The 25211-nt window shown below is 46.6% G+C and carries 25 protein-coding genes; 6 read left to right on the top strand and 19 right to left on the bottom strand.

The window, feature by feature from the left end; all coding sequences use genetic code 11:
- Window positions 1–124 precede the first annotated feature (124 nt).
- Complete coding sequence (locus tag V3C10_19420) at window positions 125–895, bottom strand: IclR family transcriptional regulator (GenBank protein WVP61448.1); 771 nt, start codon at window positions 893–895, stop codon at window positions 125–127.
- Between the two features lie 688 nt (window positions 896–1583).
- Here V3C10_19420 and glsA point away from each other — a divergent pair.
- Both glsA and V3C10_19430 read left to right on the top strand, forming a co-directional pair.
- Window positions 1584–2501: a glutaminase A gene (gene glsA / locus V3C10_19425; GenBank protein WVP64671.1), complete on the top strand. Its 918-nt coding sequence runs from the start codon at window positions 1584–1586 to the stop codon at window positions 2499–2501.
- A 50-nt stretch (window positions 2502–2551) separates the two neighbouring features.
- Window positions 2552–3772: an Nramp family divalent metal transporter gene (locus V3C10_19430; protein WVP61449.1), complete on the top strand. Its 1221-nt coding sequence runs from the start codon at window positions 2552–2554 to the stop codon at window positions 3770–3772.
- Window positions 3773–3890: 118 nt separating this feature from the next.
- Here V3C10_19430 and V3C10_19435 read toward each other — a convergent pair whose 3' ends face one another.
- Complete coding sequence (locus V3C10_19435; protein ID WVP64672.1) at window positions 3891–4832, bottom strand: hypothetical protein; 942 nt, start codon at window positions 4830–4832, stop codon at window positions 3891–3893.
- Between the two features lie 676 nt (window positions 4833–5508).
- Here V3C10_19435 and V3C10_19440 point away from each other — a divergent pair.
- Window positions 5509–5781: a GNAT family N-acetyltransferase gene (locus V3C10_19440; protein ID WVP61450.1), complete on the top strand. Its 273-nt coding sequence runs from the start codon at window positions 5509–5511 to the stop codon at window positions 5779–5781.
- A 135-nt stretch (window positions 5782–5916) separates the two neighbouring features.
- Here the strand turns inward: V3C10_19440 and V3C10_19445 are convergent, their stop codons facing one another.
- The 4 genes from V3C10_19445 to V3C10_19460 form a co-directional block, all read right to left on the bottom strand.
- A complete protein-coding gene (locus V3C10_19445; protein ID WVP61451.1) occupies window positions 5917–6345 on the bottom strand; it encodes a protease complex subunit PrcB family protein in 429 nt (142 codons plus the stop codon).
- Window positions 6346–6510: 165 nt separating this feature from the next.
- Complete coding sequence (gene spoIIID / locus V3C10_19450) at window positions 6511–6780, bottom strand: sporulation transcriptional regulator SpoIIID (protein ID WVP61452.1); 270 nt, start codon at window positions 6778–6780, stop codon at window positions 6511–6513.
- A gap of 109 nt (window positions 6781–6889) precedes the next feature.
- Window positions 6890–8518 carry an amidohydrolase gene (locus tag V3C10_19455; protein ID WVP61453.1) on the bottom strand — a complete coding sequence of 543 codons (1629 nt, stop codon included), beginning with the start codon at window positions 8516–8518 and terminating at the stop codon, window positions 6890–6892.
- Between the two features lie 18 nt (window positions 8519–8536).
- Window positions 8537–9871, bottom strand: a complete 1335-nt coding sequence (locus V3C10_19460) for a Na+/H+ antiporter NhaC family protein (protein ID WVP61454.1) — start codon at window positions 9869–9871, stop codon at window positions 8537–8539.
- A 277-nt stretch (window positions 9872–10148) separates the two neighbouring features.
- On the opposite strand from V3C10_19460, the gene V3C10_19465 reads away from it, so the two are divergent.
- The gene (locus V3C10_19465; GenBank protein ID WVP61455.1) at window positions 10149–11000 is read left to right on the top strand and encodes a LuxR C-terminal-related transcriptional regulator; all 852 of its coding nucleotides are present in this window, start codon (window positions 10149–10151) and stop codon (window positions 10998–11000) included.
- Between the two features lie 87 nt (window positions 11001–11087).
- Here the strand turns inward: V3C10_19465 and V3C10_19470 are convergent, their stop codons facing one another.
- Complete coding sequence (locus V3C10_19470) at window positions 11088–11327, bottom strand: hypothetical protein (protein WVP61456.1); 240 nt, start codon at window positions 11325–11327, stop codon at window positions 11088–11090.
- A 207-nt stretch (window positions 11328–11534) separates the two neighbouring features.
- On the opposite strand from V3C10_19470, the gene V3C10_19475 reads away from it, so the two are divergent.
- Complete coding sequence (locus V3C10_19475) at window positions 11535–11753, top strand: helix-turn-helix transcriptional regulator (GenBank protein ID WVP61457.1); 219 nt, start codon at window positions 11535–11537, stop codon at window positions 11751–11753.
- 116 nt (window positions 11754–11869) lie between these two features.
- Here V3C10_19475 and V3C10_19480 read toward each other — a convergent pair whose 3' ends face one another.
- From V3C10_19480 to V3C10_19495, 4 genes are all read right to left on the bottom strand, one after another.
- Window positions 11870–12514, bottom strand: coding sequence for a cysteine hydrolase (locus tag V3C10_19480; protein WVP61458.1), 645 nt, complete (start codon window positions 12512–12514; stop codon window positions 11870–11872).
- 138 nt (window positions 12515–12652) lie between these two features.
- Window positions 12653–13981: a TRAP transporter large permease gene (locus V3C10_19485; GenBank protein ID WVP61459.1), complete on the bottom strand. Its 1329-nt coding sequence runs from the start codon at window positions 13979–13981 to the stop codon at window positions 12653–12655.
- Entirely contained in the window at window positions 13978–14514 is a 537-nt protein-coding gene (locus V3C10_19490; protein ID WVP61460.1) for a TRAP transporter small permease, read from the bottom strand. Before V3C10_19490 ends, V3C10_19485 begins: the two co-directional genes overlap by 4 nt.
- Before the next feature lie 37 nt (window positions 14515–14551).
- The gene (locus V3C10_19495) at window positions 14552–15703 is read right to left on the bottom strand and encodes a C4-dicarboxylate TRAP transporter substrate-binding protein (protein ID WVP61461.1); all 1152 of its coding nucleotides are present in this window, start codon (window positions 15701–15703) and stop codon (window positions 14552–14554) included.
- 262 nt (window positions 15704–15965) lie between these two features.
- On the opposite strand from V3C10_19495, the gene V3C10_19500 reads away from it, so the two are divergent.
- The gene (locus V3C10_19500; protein ID WVP61462.1) at window positions 15966–16625 is read left to right on the top strand and encodes a GntR family transcriptional regulator; all 660 of its coding nucleotides are present in this window, start codon (window positions 15966–15968) and stop codon (window positions 16623–16625) included.
- A 200-nt stretch (window positions 16626–16825) separates the two neighbouring features.
- On the opposite strand, the gene V3C10_19505 is transcribed toward V3C10_19500, so the two are convergent.
- The 8 genes from V3C10_19505 to V3C10_19540 all read right to left on the bottom strand — a co-directional run bounded on the left by V3C10_19505 (window position 16826) and on the right by V3C10_19540 (window position 25147).
- On the bottom strand, window positions 16826–17413 hold the full coding sequence (locus tag V3C10_19505) for a class II aldolase/adducin family protein (protein ID WVP61463.1): 588 nt from the start codon (window positions 17411–17413) through the stop codon (window positions 16826–16828).
- Window positions 17410–18636, bottom strand: coding sequence for a Tm-1-like ATP-binding domain-containing protein (locus V3C10_19510; GenBank protein ID WVP61464.1), 1227 nt, complete (start codon window positions 18634–18636; stop codon window positions 17410–17412). The genes V3C10_19505 and V3C10_19510 overlap by 4 nt, the downstream gene beginning before the upstream one ends.
- A 28-nt stretch (window positions 18637–18664) precedes the next feature.
- Window positions 18665–19483 carry an N-acyl homoserine lactonase family protein gene (locus V3C10_19515; protein WVP61465.1) on the bottom strand — a complete coding sequence of 273 codons (819 nt, stop codon included), beginning with the start codon at window positions 19481–19483 and terminating at the stop codon, window positions 18665–18667.
- Between the two features lie 357 nt (window positions 19484–19840).
- Window positions 19841–20479, bottom strand: coding sequence for an orotate phosphoribosyltransferase (locus tag V3C10_19520; protein WVP61466.1), 639 nt, complete (start codon window positions 20477–20479; stop codon window positions 19841–19843).
- A gap of 121 nt (window positions 20480–20600) precedes the next feature.
- Window positions 20601–22478 (bottom strand): DNA helicase RecQ, encoded by a 1878-nt coding sequence (gene recQ / locus V3C10_19525; protein WVP61467.1) that lies wholly within the window; start codon window positions 22476–22478, stop codon window positions 20601–20603.
- Window positions 22479–23051: 573 nt separating this feature from the next.
- Window positions 23052–23705: a carbohydrate-binding family 9-like protein gene (locus V3C10_19530; GenBank protein WVP61468.1), complete on the bottom strand. Its 654-nt coding sequence runs from the start codon at window positions 23703–23705 to the stop codon at window positions 23052–23054.
- 76 nt (window positions 23706–23781) lie between these two features.
- Window positions 23782–24573 (bottom strand): HAD family hydrolase, encoded by a 792-nt coding sequence (locus V3C10_19535; GenBank protein ID WVP61469.1) that lies wholly within the window; start codon window positions 24571–24573, stop codon window positions 23782–23784.
- A complete protein-coding gene (locus tag V3C10_19540) occupies window positions 24566–25147 on the bottom strand; it encodes a xanthine phosphoribosyltransferase (GenBank protein WVP61470.1) in 582 nt (193 codons plus the stop codon). Before V3C10_19540 ends, V3C10_19535 begins: the two co-directional genes overlap by 8 nt.
- Window positions 25148–25211: the final 64 nt, after the last annotated feature.

Here is a 25211-nt window from a genome sequence, read left to right on the forward strand (position 1 = left end):
CTGCGTGAAAAAAACATATTAAAAGAAGGGTAAGAATCCCGTTTTCCTGGAATTCCTGCCCTTCTTAAATTTGCTTTAGTGAATTAATGCTTTTTCCTTGTCTTCCAAAACACTTCTTTGTCCATTAAAGCAAAAGATTCTCTGTCACGAATGCCGCGCATTCTCTCATTGGAATGATAACATCCTGGATAATCGGCATCACAATGGAACTGGATGCCACGATACTGATCGTCCCGTAGAGCGCCCCGTTCTTCTTCATGACCGGAATGGCAATACTGCTGATTCCAAGCCCTATCTCTTCAAATTCTGTGGCATATCCCCATTCTTCAATCTTATCCAGCTCTTTTTGCAAATCTTCCCTGGTTACAAGAGTGTTCTTTGTATACATGTGTTTGTCCAGCGTCCTGAAATACCGTTCCCTCTGGCGCTCCCCCATATAATACAGAAGCAGCTTTCCGGATGCGGTGGCATTCAACGCAAAGGTCGTGTTTAAACGCGTGAGAAGAATGTAATGTGCGTTTTCCGGATTGATGTTTTCAATCGTAAAAATGTTGTAATTAGAGACCACCTGAAGACGGGCCGATACCTGAAACGCATTGGAAATCTGCTCCAGATACGGCCTGGCCAGTTTCTTGACGCGATCCATATCATTGGAACTCACCAAATCCGCCTTGGGAATAAATACAGGCCCCAACGAATAAATATTTGCTTCTCCATCATGCTCCAGATAACCGTTAGCCACCAGCGTATTGACAATTCCCCTGGTCGTATTGATATTCAGGGACAGCATCTCACTGATTTTCGGTAAAGTCAACTTCGGTGTCTGATCACTGAAACAGTTGATAATATCAAATGCCCTCTGGATAGACTGGATCAGACGCACTTCTTTTTCCATAATACAGGCTCCTTTTCTCTTCGATACAAGATAGATTTATACTACAACATTTTTGGAAAATATGCAATGTATCCCAATTTATTGTCCGCGTTTTCTCGATGATTTGTTACTGATTGGACATAGATTGGGATTTAATTGAGATGCGAGGACGCCTCTGTAAGATGGCGGACGGGGGAGTGGGAGGTTATTTATGAGTCTTCAGTCCCGGTCCATAACCTGCCTGTGGGGAAGAAGGGAGAAAAAGATTCCGGAGGGAACCTGGGAGTTCATCGGCACTTACCGAGGTATTTTCGAGGTTAGTGTCCGCTATGTACTCCAAAGAGTGCAAGCGTTTCCCGCAGGAACTTTTTCTGCCCGGATTCCCCACCCGCGACAACCTACAGGCCGGGACTGAAGACTCACACCCTCCCTCTCACTATCCCGAACCCCGACCGTCCCGGCGGCGTTCTCGTTCCTCAACAAAATCCCTTTTTTGTTCACTCTGCTGAGTTTTCGCGGCTTTTTCTGAAAAATTACACAAAAGTAACAATGAATATGATAATTTTTCTTGACACATAAGAAGCAGTCCGTTATAATGACAATATAGTTATTTAAACGATATTATCATTTCATTATCATTTGATTCCCTTTTGGGAGTCAAAAAAAGATGCAAAGCAGCAAAAAACACAAGGAAGGTAATGTGACACGTATGGAAGAATTGTTGGAGCGTCTCCTGGAAGAATGCCGTTCCTATACCCGTCTCGGTGAACTGGCGGATTATATCCCGGAACTGGCAAAAGCGGATAAAGAAGACTTTGGCGTCTATCTGGTAAGCAGTGACGGCAAAGAATTTTCTGCCGGTGATTATAACAAGCGATTTACCATCCAGAGCATTGTCAAACCTCTCCTGCTTCTACTGGCACTCATGGATAATGGAACCGAGTATGTCAGACAATACATAGGTGTGGAAGCCACCGGGAAACCTTTTAATGCCATAGATTATTCAGAGCAGCTGATCCTGAAAGAACATATCAATCCCATGGTCAATATCGGGGCTATTGAGATGTGTTCCATGATTCACGGGGAAAGCTACGAAGAGCGGTTCGAACGCCTTCTGGCCTTTACGAGGAGGATAGCCGGGAATCCGGAAATTGATGTGGATCAGGCCGTATATCTTTCAGAAAAGAAAACGGGAAATAAAAACCGTGCTTTGGCCTATCTGTTGAAAAGTTCCGGCATCATTGACGATGATGTTGAAGAGCTCCTTGATATTTATTTCCGCGCCTGTTCTATCCGCGTTACCTGCAAGGATTTGGCAAATATCGGTTTTGTTCTGGCCAACCACGGACGAGGCAAAAAGCCGGAGGATGTTCTGTTTTCTGGACATCATGCCCGCTTTGTCAATGCCATCCTCACTACCTGCGGTATGTATGACGGTTCCGGTGATTTCGCGATTAAGGTAGGCCTGCCTGCCAAAAGCGGAGTGGGCGGCGGCATCATGGCCGTATCTCCCACGCGTATGGGAATCGGCATTTACTCACCCGGCCTTGATAAAAAGGGGAATAGCCTGGCCGGCATCAAAATGCTTGAAAAGTTAAGTGAAATCCTGTACCTCAGTATATTTTAAAGCTTTATAAAACTAATTCAAGAAACTCATTTTGGAAATGGAGGCAGTACATGGAAACAAAAAAAACTTATACTTTTAAAGAGAAATGTAAAGCTTTAGGCCCTGGAATCCTGGTTGTGGGATCCTTCATCGGCCCAGGTACCATCACCAGCGCAACGAAAGCAGGTGCAACTTACGGATACTCCCTTCTCTGGACCGTTATATTCTCTGTCATTGCAGTTATTGTAATGCAGGAAATGGCCGCCCGTCTGGGAATCGTTACCCAGAACGGACTCGCAGAAGAGTTAGTCAAAGAACTGTCGGATCGCCCGCCTCTGAAATGGGCTATGGTTGCCCTTGTTGCTGCCGCCATCGGACTCGGCGGCGTTGCCTATATGGGCGGTGACCTTACAGGAACTGCAATCGGTATTTCTTCCCTGACCGGAATTCCCTCCCATATTGTTGCACCTCTTTGGGGTGTCGGTGTCCTGATTCTCACCAGCACCGGAGATGCTGTTAAATCCCTTGAAAAACTGTTAAGCGTCTGTGTCAGTGTTATGGCAATCGTATTTATCATTACCATGATCATTGTAAAGCCGGATCTTGGTGAGCTGATAAAAGGCGCTGTTCCGAACGTTCCTCAGAATGCGATTATGACCTGCGTGGCCATGATTGGTACTACTGTTGTACCCTATAATATGTTTATCCATGCTACAAGTGCAAGAAAAACATGGCATGACCCGGAAGAACTTCCGCTTGCCCGCTTTGACGTCACGGTTTCCATGATTATCGGCGGACTTATCACTGGCGCCGTATTAATTACAGCCGGTACCGTTATGCGCGGTATGAGCGTTTCATCGGCAGCTGATATGGCCTACCAGCTGGAACCACTCTTAGGAAGTTTTGCAAAACCTTTCCTCAGCATCGGATTAATCGCTGCCGGAGTTTCCTCTGCAGTTGTTACGCCACTGGGCGTATCTTACGTATTTGCCGGGCTGTTCCACTGGGGAATGGATAAGAAAGATAAACGTTTCTTTGCAACCAACATCATCGTTGTCGTAATCGGTATCATCGTATCCGCTACCGGCTACAACCCGATTTCAATCATCATGATGGCCCAGGCCGTTAACGGAATTTTCCTTCCGATTATCGTTATTGCCCTGGTATTTATCACAAGCCGAGCCCGAGCAATGGGACAGTACAAAAACAGCATGGTGCGCAACCTGCTCGGAGGATGTGTGGCAATCATCTCCCTGATTATCGGTGTCAGCAGCGTTATGTCCCTGTTCTAAGATGCCCACTCTGCTGTCTTTTTATCACCAATACGGTGTAAGGTCTGCCCTGCAGATCTTGCATCGTATTTAATTTCCGGCTTTCTTCAGTATTAATGTCCCCTGATACGCTTCCCCGCTATTCTTCCTTACCTGCGCTTTTTGCCATCTTTAATAAAAATCTCAGAACTAAAACAGCCGCCACAATACAGAAAATTCCAACCGACACCTGGATTCCCCTTCTGATTATTCGCTTCAGCCTGTCCCACCATGTCTGCCACAAAGTTTCCCCGTTCTCTTTTGCGCTGATGGGAACATCTGCCGGCTCAACTGATTCCCCGTTTTCTTCGCCTTTCTCCCTACGCTCTTCGTATGTCATAATCATACGGTAGCGCTCATAATCGGGCATCTTTACGACACCGCCATAGAAGGCGGTACAGTCCCATACCTTCCTCCGGCCGCTTATCAGGGCGTCACGGCACACTGTTTCCTCCCCATCTCTGTATGGTTCTCCCAACCAGGTAAAATCATCCAGCAGACAGTCTTCCGGTTCCAGGCCAATCACCGCCAAAAGCTTATCGCCGAACTCAGAAAGTTCCGGCCTGTCCTCCCGGTGGGGAATCCTGTTTTCCCCCAATATGTAATAGTCGGCTCCATACTCGTGAAATGTTGCAATGAAGGAAAGACCGGCCTGCCACCTTTCATCCGTATATTCAATCCGTTCTAAAGAAAGCTCCGTTTCAAATTCGGTTCCGCTCTCCTCATCTCTCACCGTTATTACCGCCGTATCCGGTATTGTATCTGCCCGGCTCACACCCTCGTAAACCGTCTGCCCGGACAGTTTTTCCGTGCGTCCTGAAACCGGCACGGCGGCAATCTCCTGTTCCTTTAACCGGTACTCTCTTCCGGCTTCGTCACGTATCAATTTTTCCGGCCCCGGGATCTCCCCGGGAGCGTCAAATACTTCTGAATACTTCTGTATGTTTTCCTGTGCCCAAGCCTGCCCTGCACCCTCCCGGCATAAAAATACCGCCAGAAGACACATAACTCCTGCGTGCAAGACTTCTGCCTTTCTCCTCATCTTCACAGCACACCTCCGCGCCTTGCTCCTCTTTCGTAATCAGTTGTTTTGCAGTCAATCGCTCCGGATTGGCCATCTCAGGCGGGAGTTTTCCCACGCCCGCCGCACTTCCCTGCTGACAATAATTTCTGGATGTCTCCTGCCAGCAGAATATCATTTCACTGTATGCCTGTTCGAGCATTTTGTATTTCGTTATAATGTCCCTCCTCCCTGTTGTCTATTCCTGCCGATGTACGGCTCCTTAAGTTTGCCGGGGACTGTTTTCCGATCCGGCTGTTTTTCAGTTGTAAAATACATGTTGATTTTTCAGAAGTTCTTTAGAATTTTTGATCTACAGATATTGTAAGAAAAACCTGTCTTTCAAACGCCATAGCGCCCGTCAAAGCAGACTCCCTGTTATATATGCTAAAAAACAGAAAAATGTTAAATATATTCATAAATGATTCTAAAACCATCGTTCGTTATGGAAGTTCCCGCGATTTGCATTCTGGAATTCAGAATAGATATTTTATCTGGAGCATGATTTTAAGATAGTTTGGTTATTATACACCAGCGGTTTCCAAAAAGCAAGTATAAAAATTGAGATGCGGGGCGCCGTTTTTATTTCTCAATTGCTATTTGAGTCCCACCCGTATATAATACTTATATTGCATTTTAGAAACGGAGGAGTACAAAGATGGATTTTACTTACAGTCCCAACCGAATCTCCCTGCAGGGTGAAGGTGAGCAGATGCTCGCCGAGGTAACTTTCCCGGCTATTGATGAAAATACCGTGGATATTAACCATACCTTTGTTGATCCGTCCCTCAGGGGACAAAACGTGGCGGACAGCCTGATGGGCGCTGCGGCGGCACACCTGCTTGCCGAGGACAAGAAAGCCGTGCTGACCTGTTCCTATGCCGTAAAATGGTTCGGAAAACATCCGGAATACGCCAGCATCCTGAAATAGACCGGACGCCTGAAAATATCCAGCAACGAAAAGCATGCTTCGCGCACTTTTCATTGCCACTCAAGAAAAAGACAGTTGGAAACGTATTCTTACATTTCCAACTGTCTGCTTCGTTACAGCTTAAGATCAGTTTTTCTACTTGAACACCACCGGTTCTTCCATAAACGGCATCTTCACCACAATAAATGGGAAGGATGCCTCCGGACCTGTCTGCTCCTGCTTTTCCGGTCCTTTCAGTTCAGTCCTGATTGTGATGGAATTTTCCGTCAGATACAGCTCCGGAACGGCAATACTGTATCCTCCCGACTTCTGCTCACCATATCCGGCTGCTATGTACAGATCCTGCCCACCCGAATATGTCAGTCTGAAAGGTTCCTTTTTCTTCTGCTCGATTATCTCCTGAAGCTCCTGCGGTATCTCGTTTTGACCAACTACCGTGAATTCCAGATCACGGACTTTCTCCTCTTCCTTCTCACCGCCGCATCCGGCCATCAGAGCGGCTGACAGAAAGAGCGCTGCGGCCAAAATGATGCCATACCGCTTACCACTCAGAATTTTTCCCATAAAAAAGCTCCCTGTTCTTTTGGTTACTATCATTCTATTAGGAAGCTTTTCTTTTTATTACCTTTTCGTCCCCAAAGCCTTCTTTCCCCCGCGTCCCTTTACAGACCGAAAGGCTGCGCACCCTGCCGGTGCACAGCCTTTCAAAACTTACGCTATGTGATGAGCCTATTTTCTGCTGCATGCCTGAAGCTGATGCTGATATTTTTCCTTAGTAGCCATGCCCCCTCTGATGTGGCGTTCGGCCTTATTGATATCCAGAACTACCCTGGCCTGAGCTGCCAGAGAGGGATTGATATGCTCCAGGCGATCAGTAACATCCTTATGTACCGTTGACTTCGAAATCCCAAATTTTCTTGCCGTCTGACGCACTGTTGCATTGTAATCGATGATGTAATTCGCTATAGCTACCGCCCGCTCTTCAATATATTCTTTCAAAAGGTTGCCCCCTGAAATCATTGTTTTTACAATGTATGCAGGGTCTTAGCCAAGTATGAATACACAGATACTAATTATTAACACTTCTTTTTACAAGGGTTAAATCCGGCTATTTTTCAAATACAACCCTGCCATCCATCATGGTCATTACAACAGAGCATTTCAGAATATCATCCGGCTCTAACTCAAACAGGTTCCTGTCTATTACAATAATATCGGCATATTTTCCCGGTTCCAGTGTCCCCAGTTCATCCTCACGGTCGTATGTGTTGGCCGCATCGATGGTATATGCCTTCAGGGTTTCCTCCAGGGTCAGACATTCCCATGGATTGTGGCTGGCCGGACTGCCATCCAGGTTCTTTCTCGTCACCGCCGCATAAATCGTCGGGAATGGGTCAAAGCCGACAACCGGATAGTCCGTGCCGAATGCAAGTTTTCCGCCTGCATCCAGAATACTTCTGAACGCCCATTCATATTTCACGCGCTCCTCTCCCATTCTCAGGATCTGCTCATCCGCGTCCAGTAAAAGATGCATCGGCTGCATGGAGGGAATTACATCCAGTTCTTTAAATCTTCCTATATCATCCGGATTAATATTTTCTATGTGTTCCACCGCATTTTTCAGATGAAGTTTGCCATTCGCCCTGATAGAGCCCTCATATAAATCGAGTGCCATTCTTACCGCTCCGTCTGAGATACAATGGATTCTCACCTGAAATCCGGCTGCATTTGCCGCATTGACCGATAACTGCATTTCATCCTTAGGAACCAGCGGAACTCCAATACCACAGCAGTCCGGTTTATCACTGTACGGTTCAAGCGTCAGAGCCGTATACGTTGAGGCCACTCCATCAATAAATCCCTTAATTCCCTGCATTCTGAGTTTGGGCGAGCAGAACTCCTTCTTATATTCCAGCGCCTTACTAAAATCGGTATAACCGGCAAGTTTTGTATACAGATGGAGCCTGGCCGTCAACGCCCCTTCTTCCTCCAGCTCCTTTATGATACGGAAATTCCGGAGTGTCTTATCCGTATAATCATTTGCTGTCATTTCACTGATTGTCGTAATTCCACAGGAAGCAATTTCTTTCAGGAAGTCTCTGTGTACCTCTTTCATCTGCTCTTTTGGCAGCTCCATCACCTTATCCATCGCAGGCTGATATGCCTCAGGTTCGAATAAAAGGCCGCTCAGTTCCCCATTTTCAAAGGTGCCTATCTCACCGCTCTTGATCGGCATGTCGGCGTAGATTCCTGCCTCTTCAAGCGCCTTCGTATTGCACCAGATTGTATGGATATCCGCGCTGAGAAGATATACCGGCCGATCCGGAATGACCGCATCAATGGAACGCTTGTCCGGAAGCGGTGCATTACCCCAATAGGATGGAAACCACCCGAGACCGATAATTCTTATCTCATCAGGATTTTCATCCGCAAACTTTTTGATCATTGCAATGCATTCAGCCTCTGATTTGGAATTGGTAATTTCCGTGCAGACATGTTTACTGCCGAACATTCCTCCCATAAAATAGTGGACATGTGCATCTACAAAACCGGGCATTATCATCTGCTCCCCGTAATCGGTAATCTGTGTATTTTCCCCCACACAGTCGGGAATCTCATCACCATGGGCCACCGCAAGAATTCTGTTTCCTTTAACTGCAACAGAACCCGCAAAAGGTCTGCTTCCTCTGCAGTCATAAACTGCCCTGCTCTTTAATAATTTATCTGCAAATTCCATATTTTCTCCTTTCCGTCCCTATCTGATAAAACCTGCTATTGCAAAAAGAATGGCCGCAATCACCGCTCCTGACAAGACATAGGGCGCAATGGCCTTAATCTGGTTCACATTGGGAACTCCCGTACCGGCAGCCGTCATAAATACCGCATCCGAGTAAAAACAGAACTGGCTTCCAAATGCAATCCCGGACATAATGGCCGCAATAATCAGGGAAGGATTCATTCCGAAATTCAGTGCCATCGGCATAAATATCGGAGCTACAATTACAACCAGAGGCCAGAAGCTTCCCGATGCAAAAGCAATAAATGCAACGAGCAGAAATGCGATAACCGGTAATACTGTAGCCGGTATTAGCGCCCCCAGTATATCAATCATGTATTCTGAAAAGCCCAGATTCGTATTTACAGCCGTCATCATGAACGCCAGGGCCACGACAAAACTCACGCTAGCCATGGAATAAATTCCATTAAATGCAGTTTCTATAAATTCTTTCGGAGACATGATTTTCTGACCGATATACAATACCGCCTGGGCTACTAATGCCGCCAGAAGGCCATGAATCAGTTCATTATCACACAAAATCATCGTGACAATCAGCACAAGCATTGGGAGTAAAAAGTTAATAGGTGAAGATGGAACCGCCCCGTCGCTCTCCTCCGCTCTTGCCTCATCAGAAGGCACCAGAGTTGAACCGCCTGCCGCCACTCTGTCATATGCCTCCTTCATTCCTCCCAATTTGGGCAGCAGCTCATAGCCGAATAAAAGACAGATAATCAGTGCAACTATCGGGTAAAACATAAAAGGAAGAGCCTTTACATAATCGGAAAATTCCAATCCGTAATCCTTGAAAACGCCGATTCCAAAGGCTGCCCAGCTGCTGAACGGAATCAGTACACAGACACAAGAGCCGGTACAGTTGACCGTGTATGCCAGATGCTCCCTCGGCACCTTGTATTCATCCGTTATATTTTTCATAGCGGAGGATACTGCCAGTGCGTTTAAATAATCATCGATAAAAACGATTACGCCGAGAATCCAGGTAAATAATAAAGCTCTGTCTTTGGTACTCGCTGCTTTCCGGATCATATTTCTAAACCCCAGCATTGCACCGGATTTTTCCAGCAGTGCAATGAGCGCGCCGGAACCTACGAGAATCAGAAGAATAAACTGGAAAGAACCATTTGCCAGAGCTTCATACATAATGTTGATATAGCCTGTAAAAAACCCTTTCCCATACAAAATGACTGCGCCGATAAATGATGAAAGTAACAGCATTTCCGGCATTTTCCTAGTAATTGTGGCCCCCACCAGCAATACTACAATCGGGATACACGATAAGATACCAAACCCCATACAAATACCTCCTCTTTTTTTCCCTACTTATATTGCAACTAATATAAAACTGGAACCGGTTTATTATGTAATAAATTACCACTTTTTTATTAAATTGCAATTTGTTGTAATTTATGCTACAATATTTTCTGTAAATATTCAATTATTATTTTATAATTATTTCATATAATAATTATTATTTATTTCTATAAATAATTATTTTTTATACTTAAAATACTCATTTTCTACTTACGTATTTATCAGTTTGGATGTCTTTCCAACCGGGGGGGGAATTGTCATGGAACTTAACGAATACTGCCTGCTGAATGAATTAATATACAGTATCTATACAGAGGGAAATTTTGAGGTGCTGTGCCGGATCTTGCTAAAGCGCCTGAAACATTTTATTAAATGCTCCTATGCCAGTGTTCTTTTAGCCGATTTGAATCATGAAGGCCATCTCTGCCATCCGATTTGCGAACCGGAGAGCTTTATCGAGGCTGAAAAACGTTATCTTCAGTACGAAGAGCAGGATCACCTGCTCTGGATGAGTTACTCCCCTCAGACTATGGTCTTCAGGGACAGCCAGGCTCTCTCAGACTCGAAGCGGCTGTCCTCCAGAATCTACAGGGACTGTTACTCTCACTATGATATTTTTGATACATTACAGATGAATCTGACTTATAATTCTCATTTTCTGGGATGTGTGACCCTCTACAGGACGAAACATGAGTCTCAGTTCACCGATCTGGATGTACTGTATCTGAGACTTCTCAGCATTCATCTGAACTGTGTATTCTATCATCGTTACTATCTGGCCTCGTCACCGGAGTCCCGAAAAGAAACCGCATTGGAAATACATAGCTCACCAAACGGTTCCTGCCATCCTCAAATTCAATGCCTTCTAACAAAACGGGAACATGAAATTGCGGATTACGTTCAGAAAGGCTGTGGTAATGCAGACATTGCCGGGGCATTAAACATCACGGAGCATACTCTCAATAAACATCTGCAAAATATCTACAGGAAATTGAATATTTCCTCCCGCTGGGAGTTACTCTCATATTTAAACCGTCTTTCAGATCAATCGCAATCTGTCTGCGCTGAAATTAACATGAATAATTTACATACTGATTACTGCCATTTATAAAACACCAACAATAAAAAGGAATTGACCAAAGCCCTCCCGGCATTGTGTCAATTCCTTTTTATTGTTCGGTAATGAATCAACCGGTTTTCACCAGTCGAATTTTTGTCTCGGTTTTTTATCTTTAAATGATTTTTTAGCCGAATCCAGTGATTCTTCAATGGCTGTAAACATCTTTTCCACTTGTTCGTCCGTGTAACTGTACTGATTTTTATTAGAAAGATTCTCCAGACGCTCTATTGCGTCAATTACTTTATTCACGCGCTCTTTCGATAAACGGAGGAAGTTTTCGTTTTTCCTGTTGGTTTCCTTTTTTTGCGGTTCAGCCATCTCATTATCCCTTCTTCCTCTCTATCGTACCGGTGCCTGCGATTATAATTCCTGATAAATCAGTCTCTCTTTTCTCTAGAATTATAGTCATAATAATGACTATAGTCAAGAATAAAATAGAATTTTATCCTAATAATATTGATACCTGTGTTCTATTTTTTTTGATATTAAACGACAAAAATTCTGCTGAGAAAGAAGGTATAATAAATGATTGATTATGGCCCGTTTTGGAAAACACTCATGGCCTCTTCCGAATCAACTTATACTCTTATTACAGTACATCACCTTTCCAGCGGTACGATCGACCGCCTGAGAAACAACAAACCGATGACCACCACGACAATTAATGATCTATGCCGGATACTGGACTGCCAAATTGAGGATATCGCCGTATATATCCCTTCCGAAACAGATCAGCCTTTATAAAATCAGTCAAAAAGACCAGCCCGCCGAACTGTCCCCAAAAGTTGACTTTATGGGGACGTCTCATGCGAAGCTGGTCTCTTTTAGTACCCTTTCACCATTCCATACAAATAATCCGGCTATTCAAGCGCTTCCAAAAACTCCTTATAACCCATCAATTTCCCAATCTTAGGGAAAATCCATTTCTCGCAGAAGTCCTGCTCTTCCTGTGTGTCAGTGGCTGTGCAGTCGCCGAGCACGATCACGCGGTATCCCTTATCATAAGCCGATCTGGCCGAAGATTCCACGCACCAGTCCGTATGGAAACCGGTGAATACCACATACTCAATCTCATTTGCCCTCAGATAATAGTCCAGACCTGTGGAATGAAATGCATCCAGTGTTTTCTTTCCCTCCACAATCACGTCACCAGGCTGCGGGGTCAGTTCTTTGATGATTTCCGGTCCCGGAGTGCCGCGGAGCCAGGCTCCGGTTCCCCAGTCCGCCTCCATGTCCATTTCAAGGCCGCGGAGTCCTTCACAGGCTGGTCCTCCCTTTTTTAACTCCGGAAATCCGGGATCAAAGGGATGGAATGGACAATAGAAAATTTTCGCCACTTTTCCACGCGCCTGTGAAAGCAAATCCTGAAGATTTGCAATTACATTTCTCTCCGCAAGCTGCTCCTTGATATGGGCGTACATGGTGCCGCCCTCCGTCAGAAAATCATTCTGTGGCTCAATCAGGACGATCGCCGTCTTCTCTTTTGGAATTTTCATATTTGCCATATATAACTCCTTTCATTGGCGGCAGCCTAAAACGGCTCCGCTTTGCATTTTTCTTTGTCTTACCGGAACATTTCACGCACCGGCGCCATAGCCTGTTTCCTACGCTGAGTCTGCGGTACCTCCGCCTCTGCCTCTCTCCTACATGGCATTTGGCAGGAACAGCACGAGCTGCGGTAAGAATACACAGCATAAATCTACAATTATAATTGCCACCAGAAACCACATGGAGCCGGCAAATATTTCATTTACCGTGATGTCCTCCACGCCTTCCATCCCATACAGCGACGACTTGACCGTAAATACATTCATTCCGAACGGAGGCGTAATCATACCTGTCTCGATCGCAATAATCATAACAAGCCCGAACCACACCAGATCATACCCCAGATCCGCCATAATCGGGCACATCAGAGGCGTTGTCAGAAGCAGGATGGAGGTGGAATCCAGGATACAGCCGAGTATCATCAGGATGACGATAAACAGGATAACCACTCCAATCGGAGGCATATGTAAACTCTCTACAAATCCTCTGATGACATTAATTACGCCGCACATTGCCAGTGTCTTCGAATAGGTGGATGCGGAAACAAGAAGTATCAGTACGCTTCCCGAAGTGGAACCGGCTGAGAGAAGTGTCTCCCAGAAATCTTTTCTGTTAAACCGTTTCTTGAAAACCACAATCAGGAAAGCGCCGAACGCTCCCACGCCGCCCGCCTCGGTCGGTGTAAAAAAGCCGCACCAGATGCCTCCAAGGGAGATAATGATGAGCAGCACAATCGGCCATGGACGGAGGACGATTTTCCAGAAATTCTTTTTCTCATCCTCTGTCAACTCCTCTACCTCGGGAATATAATCCGGCTTCACATGCGCCACCGTCAGAATTACAATGATAAATGCGATGGTCATGAGCACACCGGGGAATACGGCGGCAACAAACAGTTTTCCGATGGACACATCCGCCTGTGAACCGTACACAATCATAAGCAGGCTCGGAGGAATCAGCATTCCGAGGATAGCAGAACCGGAAATCGTTCCCAGTGCTATCTTCCTGTCGTATTTCAGCCTCAGCATCTGAGGCAGGGCAATCTTTGTAAATACCGCTGCCGAAGCAACCGTTACGCCGGTGATTGCCGCAAAAATTGCATTGGCCACTACCGTGGCGATTCCGACGCCGCCGCGCACCTTTTTCAGGAGGAGGCTGGCCGAATCATAGAGATCCTGGCTCGCACCAGATAAGTTGGCCAACAGTCCCATCAGTACAAATAGCGGAATTACGCCAAACATATACTGTCTGACCGCTCCCCAGGCCGACTGGCTCAATACATTCATCGCAGTGGAGAATCTCCCCGTAAACAGGAATACGCTCAGGGTGCTGGTAAACATCAGGGAAGTGCTCAGATGCACGCCACAGAAAATCAGCACCAGCAAAAGAATCAGCGAAAACGCTGCAACAACGCCTGTACTCACCGCTTATTCCCCCCTTCTCCATAAAAACTTTTTCCTGTAACAAGCCTGTAGCCAAATTTTACAATCTGGTCGATAAATTCCAGAATCATTAACCCGGATCCAAAGATAATCGCAAATCTTCCCGGAATCGTTGTGACACGGAATGAACCCGCGATCTCCGCCTCGCCGATGCTGATTGCATGGAGCAGGTTTCCCCAGCTTGCCTTGATGATAAAAGAATATACCAGGATTCCCAGAAACGCCGCTATGATATCAATGACCAGCTTTCCCTTTGTCCCAACCTTGTCATAGAGCATCGTCGTCCGCACATGCGCTCCCTTTACCGCCACATAGGGAATTTCCAGAAAGCACACAATGATGATGATGCTTGAGACAATCTCCGCGGTGCCCACAAACGGCTTATTAAGCAGCAGCCGGCTGAGTACGTCCGCAGTGATTAAAATCATAATTACAAAGATGGAAATAGACGCAATTCCATCCATAATGCTCAGAAAGCGCTCCAGTATTTTGTCAATTTTTCGCAGAATGGCCATGTGTTCACCCTTCCCTACAATATCTCTGCCCTGTCAATCAGTCTGTTATCTTCCAGTCACGTACTCTTTCGATTCCCTGTGATTCAAGAATCTGGTAGTATTTCTCCACAATCTCGGCTCCCTTATATCCTGCATTGTCCAGGTTCTTTACAAGACCATTGACAATATCCGGTAAGCTGGCAGCCCATTTCTCCTGCTCTTCTCTGCTCAGAGTGACGATTGTACATCCTTTTTCCTGTAAATCTGCCAGATCTTTTTCATGGATCTCATTAATGTAATTAGCCTCGTAATCCAGATATCCCTCTCCCACTTCCGTGAGGATAGTCTGTACTTCCGCCGGAAGATCCTTCCATGTATCCATATTAACCGTTATTGCATTGAAAGGAACTACGTTGAAATTGGCATCCAGATAATAAGGAGCCACCTCATAAACCTTTAAATTGACACAGGAGTGTGTCGGCTGTATGGTTGCCTGGCAAACGTTGGTCTGCAGGTTCTGGTATGTATCATTTAAAGAGGTCTGGACGCCTACCGCTCCGGAGCCTTCAATCCAGGAGAGGTTGATGCCGGCCGCGCCAATCTTCATTCCCTTTACATCATCCAGTGATTTTACTTCTTTTGTGCTGTAGAAACCGTAAGGATCCGACACGCCGATACCAAGAAACTTCTGGTTATAATCCGATTCATAAATGGAAGTAAATTCCGGATAAGCCGCATACATCTGCTTGATTGTCTCCGCAACTACCAGCGGGTCGGAGCAGGAGAACGGCATGCTGTAAACCATATCCTGGAGAGGAAGCCTGGATGCCTCAAATACAAGGATTGTACATCCGATATCCACCAGACCGTCCTGTACTCCCTGAAGCTCATTGCCCAGGGAAATAACGGAGCCGCCGTAAGATTTAACCCAGTCGATCTCATAATTCGTTTCGGAGCTTACGCGCTCTGAAACATTTTTAACAAAATAATCTTCCAGCGCCGTAATCCATGGATTCGATTCCGAATGACCCGATCCAATCCTCAATGTAATTTTCTCCTTCTTTTCCGATGGGGCCGCCGCTTCCGCGCCTCCCTGTTCAGCCGGAGCCGTCGTTTCCTTCGTCTGTGTACTGCTGCTTCCACATCCTGTCATCGTTGAAATTGCTACTGCTGCCGCCATCCCCAATGCAAATAATCTGTTTTTTTTCATCTTCTCCATCCTTTCTCATTTTACCGTTACAGTTTTTCCTTTTTCCGTTGGACACCGGATATTGGATACATTACTATAGCCACATTGTACATCTTATTGTATATATTGTCAATAAATAATTATTTTCTTGACAATATTTTATCTATATCTTGCAATAATATCATCCAACATTGGATACATTGTCCAATCGATTGACAATGTACTCAATTTAGGGTATATTTAAAACTGGTAATTATTTCTAAATCAAAGAGGGGAGCTGCTTATGGAGAACACCAAACCATTAATCCAATATACAACTGTTTCTGATTCCGTTTATCTTTGGATAAAGAATGCAATCATCCAGGGGGATTTTAAACCTGGTGAACATATTGCCCAGGAAAGTCTTACTCAAAAATTAGGTGTCAGCCGCACCCCCGTCAGGGATGCCATGAAACGTCTCGAAGCGGAGGGACTGCTGATTACCAAACCCCATTGCGGAGCCGTGGTCTTCAAACTTTCCAGGGAACATCTCAATGAAATTTATGAAGTGAGGATTCTCATGGAACAGTACTGCGCCGCCAGAACCTGCATCAAAGCGTCCGATGAAGAAATTGATGCCGTAGACGCAATCAACCTGCGCATGCTGAGCTTCTCCAATACCTCGAAAGAATTCATGCAGCTTGACCGTCAGTTTCACTCTCTGCTCTGCTCCCTGTCCGGATGTACGAATACCGTGGAGATTCTGGAAGGCCTCTGGAATAAATGTGATTCATTCAAATCCATCTACTATTCCCTGGAAGGACGGGCCAACGACACGCTGTCCGAACATGCGCGCATCGTCCAGGGCCTGAGAAAGCGGAATATCACAGCAACAAAAGAAGCAATCTCAGATCACCTGAAGGATGTCGTCAACAGCGTCAGCACGCATGTGAATTTTTCCTGATTTATCTGCCGGGAGCTTTTCCCTGGACAGGAAAAGGTGCCTCTGATTTTCTCCGGTTAACGGAGATTCAGAGACACCTTTTTTAGAATAAAAAACTCTCCGTACAGGAGTGCATTGCGGTCAGACTTCGCTCAGGCCGTCATTTACCGGCGATGGAAAATCCACGCTGCATGCATCCCGATGCTTCAATATCCGGAGTTTCAGGAAAAAATAGAGATCTGCGCCGTCTCCTCCACCAGCTCCGCCAGGTACGCCGCCTCTCTCATATCTTTCCCAATCGTCACCTGACCGTGTCCTCTAAGCAAAAAGGCATTAGCCCCCGGATTATCTTTAAAGAATTTCACGATCTGCGGGAAATACTCCTTCGGCACCGCATAGGAATGGGTATCGAACACCGGCACCAGGCCTTTCAGCTTCATCCCGGAATGGTGCGTGGAAAACTGAAGTTTTTCATGCCCGGCCGCCCAAGCCGTGGCATATGGTGAATGGCAGTGCATAATTGCGCCTGCCCCGGCCACCTCCTTATAGATAGCTCCGTGGAGCAGCGCTTCTTTAGATGGCCGCAGTTCTCCCTCGATTACATTGCCGTCAAAATCGGTGATGACAAGCGTATCGGGACCGACCTCATCAAAAGCAACATCGGTTCCTTTTACCAGCATCCAGTCTTTTTCCGGTATCCGGACACTCAGATTGCCTCCGTTACTCATCTGGTAACGAAGCGCATAAAATTTGGCTGCCGCCTTCCGAATATCCTCCGCCAGATTCACATATTCATTATATCTCATCATTGATCCGCTCCATTTAAAAGATTCATCATTTCATGCGCACAGATATGGGCAAACTCCGGATCACAGAAGTTCAGGTCAAATGTTTTAAACGTGATTTCCGGTTTGAGTTCCTCCTCAAAGATCTTTTTCATCTTCCGGATTGTTTCCGGCTTGTTGAAAAACTCTCCGGGATAGCTGAGCGTACGCAGCCCTCCCATCGGAAGCACCACTTCTGTCCTTCCGGTTGAGTGGTTGAGCCGTTCTGCAATTGTTCTGGTTATATCTAAAATCTCGTGTTCGTAAAGGCGGGTATGGGTCAAATCTTTATTGTGCCACACATATCCCCGCTCCTCCTGGTCATCGAACAGTTCTTCCGGACGCAGGCAGGCAAAATCAATTCCTCCTGGGCAGACAAGTGCCGGTATCCCCATTTCCGCAGCGGCGCACAGCCTGTTTACGGCGCCTTTGCTGTATCCGTAATTGCCAAAATACTCCGCCGTCATCTCATGCAGGGAAAGATCCATCACGGCCGTGATGACTCCCTCCCGGATTAAATCTTCCATCACTTTTCCTCCAATCCCCGTGGAATGGAAGCTGATGGTCTTCAACCCATTCTCCGCCAATTCATTGGATGCCTGCATGACGGTATCATTGGTAATGCCCATCAGAGTGGTGCCGATATACAATTCCCCTTTCGTATCAATCCCTCTGCTTCCATGGGTAACCATACCTATCATGGCGCTGACCGTATTGCCCAGCACTGCCTCGCTGATCGGGTTCATTCCTGCAAAGTCGACGATAGACGGAATTACGGCGATGTCCTTATCACCTACTACCGTATCGAAACAGCGGGAACCACTCGCAATTGTGGAACATATCATCTTGGGAAACCCGATGGGTAACAGTCTCAGGGCTGCCGAACACACAACTGTATTCTGCAGTCCGCCCATCCCGATCACACCGTCTATCTTCTTCTGCTGATACAGCTTCGTCACTGTCTTTGCTATGCTCTCCGTCATCGCGGAGATAGCTCCGCTCTTATCAAATCCGTGTACCTGCTCCCAGGTATAACCTCCGGCCGCCAGCACCTCCTCACGTGTTATATCAGCCTTCAAAGGGATGCATGGCCCCGTGCTGATGTCCAGTATAAGAGGCTGGTTACCGCTCTTTCTAATCTTTTCCCGCACAAATGTTATCTCGTGATATTTTGTATCACAGCAGGCTATAACCGCGATCACTGCCATATTCTCGAAGTCACCCGGACTTCTTCTTTCACCTGCCTTCCTCTTTCACTCCAAGTACAGGCGACGCGGCAGCGCGATCAAGTATCTCCCTGTCGTGGCATGTGAGGATCCGATCCAGGCTCTCCGCCCGCTCTTTAATAAGCTCAATACTCTTCCATGTGGAAACAATATCAGAAAAGCGGTTGGGCGGCGTGATGTCATAGTGCAGTTTTTCGATTGGTTTCACATTATCCATAATAAAGATAGAATCACCGCAGCAGATATATTTACCGGCGGCCGTATCGATCTCAACGGACTGATGGCCCACGGAATGCCCCGGCGTCTCAAATACACGGACTCCCGGCATAATCTCCGTCTCACCCTCCACAAGATTCATCTGGATTCCCTCAAAAGGCCTGGTGATTCCAAGCTCCGGCGCTTCATACGATTTGTAATACAGCGGAATGGGGTTCATTGCAAATTCATACTCTTTTCGGTTAACATAAAATTGTGCATTGGTGAATTTCTCCATGTAAAAACAGTGATCCCAGTGCAGATGGGTAAACACTACAATGTCTATATCCTCCGGTTTATATCCCAAAGCAGCCAACTGCTCCGTGATTGCCATCCCTTCCGGCTGGCGTGAACCGTGGTGGTGATATTGATCGGCGCGCTCCGTATAGGCCATGCCGGTATCTACCAGCAATAGCTTGTCGCCGCCTTCTACAAGGTATGTAAAGACCGGATACTCCTCTTCCTGATCAGAGGCCTCCGGATAGAATGCCACCGTTGAATGGTGGTAGAGATACTGCTTCGGGATCATTGTCACAAAGCCTGTATTGATGGGTCTTATTGTTAGATTACTCATGTGATACCTCCTGATGTTTGATGGGGTATCCAATTGTATCCAGTGTCCAATATCATTATATCGAAGGGGGGAGGCTTTGTCAAGAGGATTTAGTTGCGGGGCGGGGACGCGGCTGGGAGTGACGCGGGTTAATTTGTCCCGGCTTTATGGAAGGGATATAGTAAGCTTCGCGAACTTTTCATTGCCACTCAAAAAAGAGGACATGTATTTTTTAACATGCCCTCTCAATCTTATTGAAATAAACTTAACCAGCAAGCCATACAGGCTGTCAATCAATTTTTCTAATAATTTAATTCTTTGATTAATTGTTACCGTGTTTCGCCTCGCGGGATAATGCAGAGGCAGCGGCCGGTTCTCTTATAATAGCGAATAGCCAAACGTGTTTACAAGCGCATCCAGTTTCTTTCCGGCCTTGCACTGCGGGCAGTTTCTGTAGTCTGAATAGGCATAGTCCGGTAAATCTTTCTTGCCGAATACCGACTTAATCGGAACTCCGTTAACCTCGTCAAGTGCGCTGAAGATTGCCGATACGCCCATAAGGATGCCGTCATAATACTGGATGCACTCAACGGCTTTATTAACCGTAAGTCCTGTTGTTACCGTGGACATCAGAATCATAACGTGTTTTCCCCTAATCATCGGGAGCAGGTTCTCTCTGAAGATAATCTGGCTGTTGTTGTTAAATTCAGGACTCACAACGTAAACTGTCTTGTGTGCATTCATGGAGAGAAAACCGCCTTTTGTCAGTTCTTCCGACAAAAATGCTCCGATTACTTCCGTCTCCTCCATACACACGATGGTATCAATCACCGTGTCATAGAGATACATGCTTACCAGATCCCTGGCTACTTCCTGCGCCTCGCTGGTTCTTGTCTTCATTGTAGTCATATCAATGTAGTAATTGATATGGGCGTGGTTGGTTGCGAAATGTCCGGGCAGTACCTTTAAAGCGACATCGGTTCCTGCTGTCTTAATCTTGGTATACTTATTCTCCATATAAACGCCCCCTTCATAAGAAAGTCTCAACTGTAACTTATCTTTATTATACTAAAAACCCGGGACTATAACAAGATAAAATCTGTACATTTACGAATCTTTTATAAGATATCAGATATTATCAATTCATGGCGGTTGGTTCTGCGGCAGATTCAAGCACACATTCCAGGAATCTCTCCCCGTATTTTTCATACTTGACTTCACCGACGCCGGACACGTTAAGCATCTCCTCCCTTGACTGAGGTTTCACAATGCTCATATGGGTCAGCGTTTTATCGGAAAATACAATATACGGCGGAACCTTAGCCTCTCTGGCAATCTCCATCCGAAGTGCCCGCAGCTTTTCAAACAGCTTCTCGTCCTCCTCGGTAAATTCCCCACCGGAAAGTCCGGCCGCAAATCCCTTGCCGGTTTTTTTCTTCTTTGCGCCCCTCTCTTTTGCTTCGTGTTCCTGTTCTTTTGCCATCTTCATGACAACGGATTCCTCGTCATTCAGGACGGCCATTGATTTTTCCGTCAGCTTCACAAGCATGTATTCATCATTTGTCACTCGCAGATAATCGTTGAGAAGCAGGTAATTCATCACCTGGCGCAGTTTAAACGCCGGAACCTTGGCTGCCGCGGCATACCATGCATTCTCGTCCATATGGTACTGCCTGATTTTGGCCGTGTTGGCGCCGCGCACCGTGTCAAGAATCACGTTGACGCCATATCTCTGCCTGCAGTCTTCCACACAGCCGATTGCCGCTTTGGCCGTCTCCGTAACATCCACCGTCTCAAACTGGCTCAGGCAGTTGGAGCAGTTTCCACAGTAATTTCCACCATATTCCCCAAAGTAGCGCAGGATGTAATCTCTCAGGCATTCATTGGTGAAACAGTAATATGTCATCTTGCGCAGCCGTTCGCGGTCCCTCTCCTGAACCAGTTCCCTGGTCACAAAGTCCAGCTCCTGGTTGTCCTGGTTATTATCAATAAAAAACTGGTTGGTAATCACATCCTGGCCGCCATACAGCAGGATGCACTCGGCCGGTTCACCGTCCCTGCCCGCACGCCCCGCCTCCTGGTAGTAACTCTCGATGTTCTTCGGCATGTTGTAATGAATGACAAACCGTACATCCGATTTATCAATTCCCATGCCAAATGCATTCGTTGCGATCATCAGATTCTTTCTGTCATAAATAAAATCTTCCTGGTTCCGTTTTCTCTCCGCATCGCTCAGCCCCGCATGATAGCGTGTCACCTCAAAACCTTCATCGGCCAGCCTTTTGCTGACCTCCTCCACTGTCTTTCTGGTCAGGCAGTAGACAATTCCGCTTTGATCCGGATGGCATTCTATGTAATTCTTCATCGTCGCATAACGGTCTTTCGGCGACTGCACCGAGAACCACAGATTCGGCCGGTCAAACCCGGTCGCCACCACCGTCGGTTCCCTCAGCATCAGGATGTCAATCACATCATCCCTCACCTCTTTTGTCGCAGTCGCTGTAAAGGCGCTGATGACCGGCCTCTTCGGAAGCTTATCGACAAACTCCATAATTTTTAAATAGCTCGGCCTGAAATCCTGTCCCCACTGTGACACACAGTGCGCCTCATCAACGACCAGCATCGAAATCTCGGCATGCGTGGCAAAATCAAGAAATTCCTCCGTCACCAGCCTCTCGGGGGCAACGTAAATAATCGGATACCTTCCCTCTCTCGCATAGGAGAGCGCTTTATAATACTGGCTTACCGTCAGGGAACTGTTCAGATACGCGGCATGAACGCCGGCCTGGTTCAGGGCTGATACCTGATCCTGCATTAAAGAAATTAATGGTGAAATGACTAACGTGATTCCCTTCATCATCAGGGCCGGAACCTGAAAACACAACGACTTTCCGGCGCCGGTAGGCATAATCCCCAAAGTATCCTGTCCGGAAAGGATACTGTCAATCAACGCTTCCTGCCCCTCCCGGAATTCTTCATATCCAAAATAGTGTTTTAATACCTGATATTTATCCATAAAAATATAAAATCTCCTTTTCCGTCATCTGCATTCTGACAGAACGTCTAAACCCTCTTTATCATATCATGACGGGAATAGATTTTCTACTTTCTTTTTTGGGGGTTATGATACTTATACATTATGATGGCATTTAGTCAAAATCGAAAGCAGAATTTAATAATTAAATTCCTTGCTAAATTCCAGACAAAACCACTAAAACAGACCAGGTGTCATTCCCCTGGCCTTTAAAGATATTCAGTGACTTCGACAATCCCCTCCCCATTTGAAGAAATAGAACAAATCAGCGGCCGCAGGCCGTGATTCGGGATGGCGGAAACCTTTGCGTCTTCAGTCCCGGCCATAACCTGCCTGTGGGGAAGAAGGGAGAAAAAGATTCCGGAGGGAACCTGAAGTTCATCGGCACTTACCGAGGTTTTTCACGAGGTTAGTACCGTTATGTACTTCGAAGAGCGCGAGCGTTTCCCGAAGGAACTTTTTCTGCCCGGATTCCCCACCCGCGACAACCTGACGCCCGGGACTGAAGACTCATAACCTCCCCATCCCGAATCCCAGCCGACACCGGCGGCGTTCTCATCTCTCAAATCCCGCCTCCGCAAAATAGGAAGGCAGATGAAAATCCGGCACATCGCTCTCTATCCTTGAATAGCTCATATAATGCTCGATCTCGGGACTCTCGGATATCTTGTAGAAATTACAGCGCATCCGTCCTGCCCCATCTCCTGCTGCCAGCCAGTCCTCCAGTTTTCTGCCTGTCAATTCCCTAAGATACCACTCCGGTATCAGAAAATCCACCCTCCAGCCGTCCCGGCCGATGACGGCGTTGCAGCGGCTTTCCCGGTATACCTGGTCCGGTATAAATTCCCTGTTTTCTTTGCCATAGCCATACTGGGCATACATTGCCGCATTGGCATTGAGTTCAAAGTTCAGATACAGGCACCTGCCGTCAATCTCCCCCGGTACGCCTCCCTCATGGATGGGGAATGCCAGGAATAATTCCAGGGCGCTGTCCGTCCATACGGGTCCCTTATGGTAGACATGGACTCTGTGAGGGTTTGTCTCCTCACAGGCCATGCGGACCAGGAGACCTTTTCCCTCCTGGTATCCCATATACGCCCATGATTTGGGCTGCATTCTGCAGTTCCACTGAACCTCTGTAATCTCCGCTTTCACGCAGGATTCTATCTCCATCGGAGATTTGATTTTTCTGATTTTGTATTCCTTCATCTTGTAACTCCCCCTGTTTACTCCGTAATTTCTATTACTGTCCACTACCGTGAACAGTAACAAATTTCTTCCCTTCTTACAGCATCCCCAGTGTTTCAAGGGCATAGGCTATCCCGTCCGCCTCGACCGTCTTCGTCGTAAAAGTGGCGTAAGGCTCCAGCCCGCTGTCATGTTTTCCCATCAGCACCGAGTTGAGTGAATACTGAAACATGGAAAGGTCGTTCATGCTGTCACCGAACACCCATGCGTCTTCCTTCGCAATCCCGTACCGTTTCAGGATTGCTTCGATGGCCGTTGCCTTGGAATGTCCAACCGGGATACATTCATAAAAATCCCCGCCTCTGTCGATTACTTCAAACTCATCCTTCAGCGTGGCAAAGAATTCTTCTCTTCTGCTCTCTCCATCCGCCACAACGCAGAACTTTGTGATCTCATAGGAGTTGTCGTCCCATCCCAGAGGAATATAGGCATCCGACGCTTTCAGAAGACGAATCATACGCTCCACCACGGGCATCCTGGATTTTCCATTATTGAAATAGCAGCCCTCGACTCCTTCCAGCACGCCGTCCAGTCCAAAACGGATAATATCCTCCTTCAGGCGTAACGCCCTTTCGGCCGAAACTCTCCGGTCATAGAGAATTTCATCCCCCACTGTAATATAGGTGCCGCAGCCGCACAGAAGCCCGTCCAGTTCCACCTCGCTTCTGATTCCCTCTGTCTGGCAGTACGTCCTGCCCGTGTTGATAAACACAAGGTTTCCCCTCTGCCTGGTTTTTTTTAAGGCAAGTACCGCGCTCTGCGGTACCTGCCTTGTAATCTCACTGAATAATGTTCCGTCAATATCAAAAAATAGCGCTTTCCTATTCATCTCTGAACACGATCTCTCCTGTCTTATCATCCATGCTGTCCACAATAGCCAGCGATTCCAGCCGGATTCCATTCTCGCGGATACGCTTACCGCCATCCTGGAATCCCTTTTCAATGACAATTCCGGCGCCTGCCAGCTCTGCCCCTGAATCCTGAATCAATGCCGTAAGGCCTTCCAGTGCCTTTCCGTTGGCCAGAAAATCGTCTATCACGAGGACCTTGTCCCCCTCTCCCAGAAACTCTTTGGATACAATGATATCGTAAACCGTTCCGTGGGTAAAGGATTCCACTTTCGTGGTGTATACGTCCCCTGCTATATTCTTGGTCTTCGTCTTTTTTGCAAACACAACCGGTACGTCGAAATATTCCGCCACAATACAGGCAATTCCGATGCCGGACGCCTCGATTGTGAGGATTTTATTAATCTCCGTACCCTCAAAACGTCTCTTAAATTCTTTGCCAATCTCTTTAAAGAGCCCTATATCCATCTGATGGTTTAAAAAGCGGTCCACCTTCAGGACATTGCCTGCTTTCACTACCCCGTCTTTGCGGATTCGGTCCAATAAAATCTGCATATGATATTCCCCACCTGCTTTTGTATTATAACAGTTCAGACAGCATGAACTGTTACTTTGTATT

Origin of the sequence: [Clostridium] symbiosum (genome assembly GCA_036419695.1) — a bacterium.
GTDB lineage: Bacteria > Bacillota > Clostridia > Lachnospirales > Lachnospiraceae > Otoolea > Otoolea symbiosa_A.

Coding starts and splice junctions, on each gene's coding strand:
- V3C10_19420 (WVP61448.1), bottom strand. CDS start 895: ATGGAAAAAGAAGTGCGTCTGATCCAGTCTATCCAGAGGGCATTTGAT.
- glsA (WVP64671.1), top strand. CDS start 1,584: ATGGAAGAATTGTTGGAGCGTCTCCTGGAAGAATGCCGTTCCTATACC.
- V3C10_19430 (WVP61449.1), top strand. CDS start 2,552: ATGGAAACAAAAAAAACTTATACTTTTAAAGAGAAATGTAAAGCTTTA.
- V3C10_19435 (WVP64672.1), bottom strand. CDS start 4,832: ATGAGGAGAAAGGCAGAAGTCTTGCACGCAGGAGTTATGTGTCTTCTG.
- V3C10_19440 (WVP61450.1), top strand. CDS start 5,509: ATGGATTTTACTTACAGTCCCAACCGAATCTCCCTGCAGGGTGAAGGT.
- V3C10_19445 (WVP61451.1), bottom strand. CDS start 6,345: ATGGGAAAAATTCTGAGTGGTAAGCGGTATGGCATCATTTTGGCCGCA.
- V3C10_19455 (WVP61453.1), bottom strand. CDS start 8,518: ATGGAATTTGCAGATAAATTATTAAAGAGCAGGGCAGTTTATGACTGC.
- V3C10_19460 (WVP61454.1), bottom strand. CDS start 9,871: ATGGGGTTTGGTATCTTATCGTGTATCCCGATTGTAGTATTGCTGGTG.
- V3C10_19465 (WVP61455.1), top strand. CDS start 10,149: ATGGAACTTAACGAATACTGCCTGCTGAATGAATTAATATACAGTATC.
- V3C10_19470 (WVP61456.1), bottom strand. CDS start 11,327: ATGGCTGAACCGCAAAAAAAGGAAACCAACAGGAAAAACGAAAACTTC.
- V3C10_19475 (WVP61457.1), top strand. CDS start 11,535: ATGATTGATTATGGCCCGTTTTGGAAAACACTCATGGCCTCTTCCGAA.
- V3C10_19480 (WVP61458.1), bottom strand. CDS start 12,514: ATGGCAAATATGAAAATTCCAAAAGAGAAGACGGCGATCGTCCTGATT.
- V3C10_19490 (WVP61460.1), bottom strand. CDS start 14,514: ATGGCCATTCTGCGAAAAATTGACAAAATACTGGAGCGCTTTCTGAGC.
- V3C10_19495 (WVP61461.1), bottom strand. CDS start 15,703: ATGAAAAAAAACAGATTATTTGCATTGGGGATGGCGGCAGCAGTAGCA.
- V3C10_19500 (WVP61462.1), top strand. CDS start 15,966: ATGGAGAACACCAAACCATTAATCCAATATACAACTGTTTCTGATTCC.
- V3C10_19505 (WVP61463.1), bottom strand. CDS start 17,413: ATGATGAGATATAATGAATATGTGAATCTGGCGGAGGATATTCGGAAG.
- V3C10_19510 (WVP61464.1), bottom strand. CDS start 18,636: ATGGCAGTGATCGCGGTTATAGCCTGCTGTGATACAAAATATCACGAG.
- V3C10_19515 (WVP61465.1), bottom strand. CDS start 19,483: ATGAGTAATCTAACAATAAGACCCATCAATACAGGCTTTGTGACAATG.
- V3C10_19520 (WVP61466.1), bottom strand. CDS start 20,479: ATGGAGAATAAGTATACCAAGATTAAGACAGCAGGAACCGATGTCGCT.
- recQ (WVP61467.1), bottom strand. CDS start 22,478: ATGGATAAATATCAGGTATTAAAACACTATTTTGGATATGAAGAATTC.
- V3C10_19530 (WVP61468.1), bottom strand. CDS start 23,705: ATGAAGGAATACAAAATCAGAAAAATCAAATCTCCGATGGAGATAGAA.
- V3C10_19535 (WVP61469.1), bottom strand. CDS start 24,573: ATGAATAGGAAAGCGCTATTTTTTGATATTGACGGAACATTATTCAGT.
- V3C10_19540 (WVP61470.1), bottom strand. CDS start 25,147: ATGCAGATTTTATTGGACCGAATCCGCAAAGACGGGGTAGTGAAAGCA.